Here is a 7,052-nt window from a genome sequence, read left to right on the forward strand (position 1 = left end):
AAGCTGGATTTAAGCAATTGATGCACCAGATGAATCAGTTTGCTTGTCCACTTGTGCAGAGGCTCAACTTGCAGCTACTGTTTTCATCCGCTTAGAGTGATTAAAGAGGGGTAAGACAGTTGGACTTACATAACGTCTCAAACTTAGATGTCAGTGCACACATTAAGCCGCATGGGTGAGAGAGATTGAAAGGATTTGCGAGTAGGCTAAAAGATATCTTCATACCTCCGACCAATGGACGCTGCGCAATACCCATTTGGCAAGATGCACTACCTGTTCAGAAAAGCCGACCATGCTCGCTGGCACCGTATGGAAAGCAAGCGGCATATTCTACGATCGCAGCTTGGCTTCAACGACATCACTCCCTCCCGCCCCAAAGCCTGCATCGGTTGTGCCCACTACCACGGCGTCGCTTATGGGTACAGCCGAGAGGCGCGATCGACACTCACTTGCGGTTTTCATCCTTATGGCTGGCATAGTGAGAATGCCTGTCCCGATTGGTGCAGCTAACAAAGATGAATGGACTAAAGCTTATAAATAAGTCGCGATCGCAACAGCGGACGCCAGCACTTTTCTAAGGCATCCCATGACTACTGCGACCGCCCAATCACCCTGATCGTTACATACACCCAAACAGTCAATAGCTGTTACGTATTCTCGTTCTAGCTAGCCGATAGCCAACAAGACTTCCGCCGCCTTCTGCGTTACGATTCGTTGCAGGGTGGTTCACCGCCTTTCGTCGCACTGGCAGGCATTCGTTTGGCTCGTCTCACATCCCGTTCGTCAACCCGCCCCACCTCCGATCGCGCATCGCATGCTTCAGTAAACCCAGCTTTAACTGGCGCAACGTCCCACCATCCCTTCACTCGGCTGCTCCGCTATGGGCGGCGATATCATCGGCAGCTTCGTTGGGCGATCGCCTGCTCAATTCTTAACAAAATCTTTGATCTTGCGCCCTCCGTGCTGATTGGAGCCGCCGTTGATGTCGTCGTCCAGAAACAAAACTCCGTCATTGCTCACTTTGGCGTGACCGACAGCCTCTCGCAACTGGTTGCACTGTCGATCGCCACCTTCATTATTTGGGGCTTAGAATCTGCGTTTCAGTACGCCTACGATCGTCTCTGGCGTAACCTAGCGCAAACCATCCAGCACGACCTCCGCCTCGACGCCTACAGCCACCTCCAAGAACTCGAACTTGCCTACTTTGAGGAGCGCAGCACTGGCGCACTTCTCTCCATCCTCAACGACGACATCAACCAGCTAGAGCGCTTTCTTGACGGCGGCGCAAACGCAATTCTACAAGTCAGTACCACTGTGCTGCTCATCGGCGGAGCCTTCTTCCTGCTAGCTCCCAGCGTCGCGTGGATGGCAATGCTGCCCATGCCCTTCATCATTTGGGGGTCCGTTGTCTTTCAGCGCCGACTCGCTAGCCGCTACATCGACGTGCGCGAAAACGTCAGCTTGCTCAGTAGTCGACTGTCCAACAACCTCAGCGGCATCACCACCATCAAAAGCTTCGCCACCGAAGATTACGAGCGACAGCGCGTCACCCTCGAAAGCGAAGCCTACCGTCGCAGCAACCGCCGCGCGATCGCCCTTAGCGCTGCCTTCATTCCTCTCATTCGCATCGTCGTCCTCATGGGCTTCCTCGCTACCCTCCTTTACGGCGGCATCGAAGCCCTCAACGGCAACCTCTCCGTTGGCACCTACAGCGTTCTTGTCTTCCTCACCCAGTCTTTGCTGTGGCCCCTTACCCGCCTCGGCGAAACCTTCGACCTCTACCAGCGCGCAATGGCATCGACCAACCGCGTCCTCGACTTGCTCGACACCCCGATCGCCATCCATTCCGGACATCTGAAGTTAAAGAATGCAGAGCAGGGAATAAACCATAAAGCAAAGATTCCCCCGTCAGAATCGTCCCATTCCCCATCCGGCGACATCCACCTCCACCGCGTCACCTTCGCCTACCGCGATCGCGCCCCCGCCATGGAGAATCTCTCTCTCCACATTCCCGCCGGCAAAACCACCGCGATCGTCGGCGCAACTGGATCGGGCAAAAGCACCCTGGTCAAACTGCTGCTGCGGCTCTATGAAATACAGTCCGGCAGCATCACGCTAGACGGTATCGACATCCGCGAGCTAGAACTGCGCGAATTGCGCCGCGCGATCGGCTGGGTCAGCCAAGACGTTTTTCTATTTCACGGCACCGTTGCCGAAAACATCGCCTACGGCAGCTTCGACGCCAGCCTTGAACAAATCCAAGCCGCCGCAGAGATTGCCGAAGCGCACGAATTTATCCAGCAGCTTCCTCACGGCTACCAAACGATCGTCGGCGAACGTGGACAAAAACTTTCCGGTGGACAGCGCCAGCGACTCGCGATCGCCCGCGCCGTTCTGAAGAACCCACCAATCCTCATTCTCGACGAAGCCACCTCCGCCGTAGACAACGAAACCGAAGCCGCCATCCAGCGATCGCTAGAGCACATCACCCTCGGACGCACCACGATCGCGATCGCGCATCGCCTCTCCACCGTTCGCAACGCCGACTGCATCCACGTCATGGACCACGGCAAGCTAGTCGAACGCGGACGCCACGAAGAGCTACTTGCCCAAAACGGCATCTACGCTAGCCTGTGGCAGGTCCAAACTGGACAAAAATCCTCCTAGTCTACGGCGCTGCCTTCGATAGCGCCGCCAAAACCCGCTCCGGCGTCATCGGCAGTTGGGTTACACGTGCACCCGTTGCGTGAGCGATCGCGTTGGCGATCGCCGGAGCCATACAGTTCATCGTGATCTCGCCCACGCCCTTCGCCCCAAACGGTCCATACGGGTCTTCAGACTCCACCAAAAACACCTGCATCGGCGGCACATCCGCAGCCGTGGGAATTCGATAGTTGCGGAAACCCGGGTTAAGGATTCTGCCTCGATCGTCAAATAAAAGCTCCTCGCTCAGCGCGTAGCCGATCCCCATTGCGCTGCCGCCTGCCGCCTGCCCCATACAGATGCGCGGGTTAATCGCCGTTCCCAAATCGATCGCCTGCACCGATCGCAGCAGCCGCACTTTGCCCGTCTCGGTATCCACCTCAACTTCAACAGCTTGGACCGCAAACGTCAGCGACGACTCATCGGCAGCGTACTCAGCTTCCACCGAGATCGGAGAGGAAGGGGGTATCTCTAAGGCATTGAGTTTGTCCCGCAGCTTCTCAGCAGCCAGTTTAACAGCTTGCCCAGAAATATAGAGCGTGGCGGAGGCGTAGGAACCCGCATCAAATGGCGTTGTGTGCGTGTCAGACGCAACTAAATCAATGTCAGCAACGGTCGCGCCAAGAACGTGAGCAGCAATTTGTCGCAGCGTCGTGTCAGATCCCGTGCCCACATCAACCGCACCCGTTCGCAAGCAGAAGCGACCCGTCGGCTCCAGCGATAGATTGACGCAGGCGGTGTGAATTTTCGAGAGTCCGCTGCCCTGCATCGAAACTGCCATTCCCATACCGCGCCGCAGCGGTCCTTCTACGATCGGTGGCGATTCCAGACGGTACCCGATCGCCTGCACAACCTTTGCAAAGCACTCTTCCAGACAGTAGCTGCCAATTAAATTGAAATGGTCTTCGGGCGTACGTCCCCGCCCCACTTCAACAACATCACCAGGACGAATTAAATTTTTCAGGCGCACCTCAACCGGATCGAGTCCTAATTTATCGGCGATCGTATCGAGCTGGCACTCCATTGCAAAACCCCCTTGGGTCGCTCCGTAGCCGCGAAACGCACCCGCAGGCATCGTGTTCGTGTAAACGGAGTAGCCCGTGAAACGCTTGTGTGGGCTGCGGTAGAGGGCAAGGGGCGCGTACCCTACTAGAAACAGGACCGTAGGCGCGTGATTTCCGTACGCTCCCGTATTGCAAACGGCTTCTAGCTCCTGTGCCACCAGAGTTCCATCTGCCATCACGCCCGTCTTCAGACGAATTGTGGCGGCGTGGCGGCTGTTCGTGCAGGTAAATTCTTCTTGGCGCGTGAACTCCCACTGAACGGGTCGCCCAGTTTTCAGCGTCGCCAGCACGCACAGATCCTCACTGAGAATTTCCTGCTTGTTGCCGAAGCCGCCGCCCAATTTCGCTTTGTAAACGCGCACTTTCTCCTTGGGTAGCCCAAACAGCTCCGACAGCACCCGCTGACAGTGAAACGGCACCTGCGTACTGGAGCGCACGACCAGCGTGCCATCGTCGTCTAGCCAACTCGTGCTGACGTGCGGTTCTAGATGAGTGTGCTGCACCGCAGGCACCGTGTAAGTCGTCTCTAGCACAAAATCCGCTTCGGCAAATCCCTCTTCTAAATCCCCAGATTCCATCGTCACCTGAGCCGCTAAGTTATTTGCAGCGTCAAAGATCTGAGAGGATTCCGGTTCGTCGTGGAGGATCGGGGGCGAGGGAAGGTCAGCGTGTTGAACGGTTCCTTTGCCCATCGCCTCGATCGGGTCGATGACGTGGGGCAAGATTTCGTACTCGACCTCAATCAGTTGGCACGCACGTTCCGCGATCGCCACCGACTCCGCAACAACAGCGGCAACGCGATCGCCAATAAAGCGCACCTTCCTATCCAAAATGTAGTGATCCAGAGGATCGGGTACGGGTTCCGAATGCCCAGCCGTACTGTAAGCGCGGCGATCGACATCCTTGTAGGTGAGAACCGCATGAACTCCTGGCAGCGCTTCCGCTTGCTCCGTGCGAATCTCACGAATGTGAGCGTGGGGATGCGGCGATCGCAGCACCTTGAGATGCAGCAGCCCAGACGGCGCATAGTCCGACGTGTAAACTGGCTTTCCAGTCACAATATCGGGACCATCTTGTTTCGGAACGCTTTGACCCACTTGGGCAGTAACGGAATCGCCCGAGCCACGGGCAGACTGACCACCAGCAACGGCTTGCTTGCCTGCCAAAATACTTTCGACGATCGCCTGATAGCCCGTACAGCGACAGAGGCTACCCCGTAGCGCCAAGCGCAGTTCTTCCTCAGACGCAAAAGACAGCTTTTCGGCGCTGAGAATCATCCCAGGAGTGCAGAAGCCACACTGGAACCCTTGATGCTCCAGGAATGCTTGCTGCATCGGCGTTAGCTGACCGTTCTGAGCCAGTCCTTCGATCGTGGTAACAGCATGGTCTTGGGCACGCAGAGCCGGATAAAGGCAGCTATGAATCGGTGCACCATCCAGCCAAACCGTGCAGGCTCCGCAGTCTCCCGATTCGCAGACGCGATGCACGCTGGCACATCCCATCTGACGCAGCCAGCTGAGGAGGCTGGTTCCAGGAGAGCAATTTCCCGTGTGAAGCTGACCATTGAGATGAACGGTGAGGGAGGCAGTCATGAAGGTGGCAAGTAAAGGGTGGAATGGGCAGAATTTAGGGTTCGCGCAGGGCGTGTAGCGATCGACGAATCAGCACCTCAGTCATCTGCTGACGGTAGCTGCCGCTGGCACGGCTATCCGTCAGCCAGGGAACCGCTTGCAGCGCGGCGGTGATTTGCTCAGAGGAAGGAATGCGATCAAATTCCAGCAGGTAAGGAGCCACAACGCACGCTCCCAGACAAACTCGCGTGCGATCAGTCGCCGGATCGACGGCAGCAACTACAAGCGACAGGGCCGGATCGGTTTCCGCAATCCCAAACCGCTGCACCTGAGTTCGCCAGCTTAGAGAGGCTAGCGGAATCCAAATGCGACGTAAGACTTCACCCGGTTGCAGCACCGTCTGCTGGACACCGAGCTGAAAATCCTTGGCGGCAACTGTGCGGGGCGGGTCCGTCGGACTCCAAATCTCATAGGTCGCATCCAGCGCCACAAGCACCGGAGCCATGACGCCGATCGCAAGCGCCAGACAAACATTACCCCCGATCGTCGCCAGATGAGTGACTTTGAACGAGGCAGCCAGTGCAGAAACAGCCCCTCGAAACGCCTCAGTCGCCGTCCACTCAGCCGACCAGGGATAAGTCACCAGCTGCCTCAAGGTGCAGGTTGCCCCGATTTCCAGACGATCGTCCTCGACGGTAATCTCCGACCAACCCAGCGGCTCCAGATCCACTAGCGTCGTCAGATGAGGCTGCGGCTCCGAGAATATCCAAGTGCCACCCGCCAACCACGCGCACCCCCGCTTCCAAGGCGGAACAGACGCCAAATCCAAGGGACGGCAGTAGGTTTCAACCGTGTGTAGATCCATTGCTTGTAGACTTATCCAAGATCAGCAGCTTACAAGAAAAATTTTGGCAAGGATTGTAGCCGAGGCAACGATCGTAGCCACACAGCGGCTCAAACGCCCATCGTTGGGTTTTGAATACAATCCAGCAATCAAGCTCGGCTCACGGTTCTAATTAGAAAAGATGGCATGGTTCGCTGTACCACTTCTATGTTCGATGGGCAGCGTCAGCACAAATTCTGCACCTTGCCCTAGTTCAGAGAAGCACTCTAGTGAGCCGCCATGCCGCTCTGTAATAATTTGGTAGCTAATTGACAAGCCCAATCCAGTCCCTTGTCCAACTGGTTTTGTCGTGAAGAAGGGATCAAAGATGCGTTGCTGCACCCGATTCGGTATTCCAGACCCCGTGTCTTGAATTCGTACTGTAATTGCATTTGGACCCAAAACCTGGGTTTCAATCACGATTTGCCTAATTACCTCAACCTCCTTCGATCGAGTTTGGTTATGGTCGTTGATTGCATCAATCGCATTACTCAGCAGATTCATAAATACCTGATTCAATTGTCCGGAATAGCACTCGACCAGTGGTAAATTCCCGTACTTTTTGACGACTTGAATCTCCGGATGGTCTGCACTAGCCTTCAAACGGTTCTGAAGAATGAGCAACGTGCTGTCAATACCCTCATGAATGTCAACGAGTTTCATCCCCGCCTCATCTGAGCGCGAAAAGTTCCGCAGCGACAGCACAATCTGACGAATTCGATCTGCCCCTACTTTCATAGAAAGTAGCAGCTTGGGCAGGTCTTCAACCACAAACTCCAGGTCGATCGCCTCTCTACACGCTTGCACCTCCGCGACTGGATCAGGACAATA

5 protein-coding genes are annotated in these 7,052 nt (G+C 55.9%); 2 read left to right on the top strand and 3 right to left on the bottom strand.

What is annotated here, in order from left to right; genetic code table 11:
• Positions 1-234 precede the first annotated feature (234 nt).
• Entirely contained in the window at positions 235-510 is a 276-nt protein-coding gene (locus H6F43_RS04620) for a hypothetical protein (protein ID WP_199290147.1), read from the top strand.
• Between the two features lie 360 nt (positions 511-870).
• On the top strand, positions 871-2,667 hold the full coding sequence (locus H6F43_RS04625) for an ABC transporter ATP-binding protein (RefSeq protein ID WP_242025324.1): 1,797 nt from the start codon (positions 871-873) through the stop codon (positions 2,665-2,667).
• 1 nt (position 2,668) lies between these two features.
• Here H6F43_RS04625 and H6F43_RS04630 read toward each other — a convergent pair whose 3' ends face one another.
• The 3 genes from H6F43_RS04630 to H6F43_RS04640 form a co-directional block, all read right to left on the bottom strand.
• A complete protein-coding gene (locus tag H6F43_RS04630) occupies positions 2,669-5,359 on the bottom strand; it encodes a molybdopterin cofactor-binding domain-containing protein (RefSeq protein WP_190341128.1) in 2,691 nt (896 codons plus the stop codon).
• A 34-nt stretch (positions 5,360-5,393) separates the two neighbouring features.
• Positions 5,394-6,203 carry an FAD binding domain-containing protein gene (locus H6F43_RS04635; protein ID WP_190341130.1) on the bottom strand — a complete coding sequence of 270 codons (810 nt, stop codon included), beginning with the start codon at positions 6,201-6,203 and terminating at the stop codon, positions 5,394-5,396.
• 147 nt (positions 6,204-6,350) lie between these two features.
• On the bottom strand, positions 6,351-7,052 hold a 702-nt coding region (locus tag H6F43_RS04640; protein ID WP_190341133.1), incomplete at its 5' end, for an ATP-binding protein.

This window comes from Leptolyngbya sp. FACHB-36, from assembly GCF_014695955.1.
In the GTDB taxonomy this organism is placed as follows: domain Bacteria; phylum Cyanobacteriota; class Cyanobacteriia; order Leptolyngbyales; family Leptolyngbyaceae; genus FACHB-36.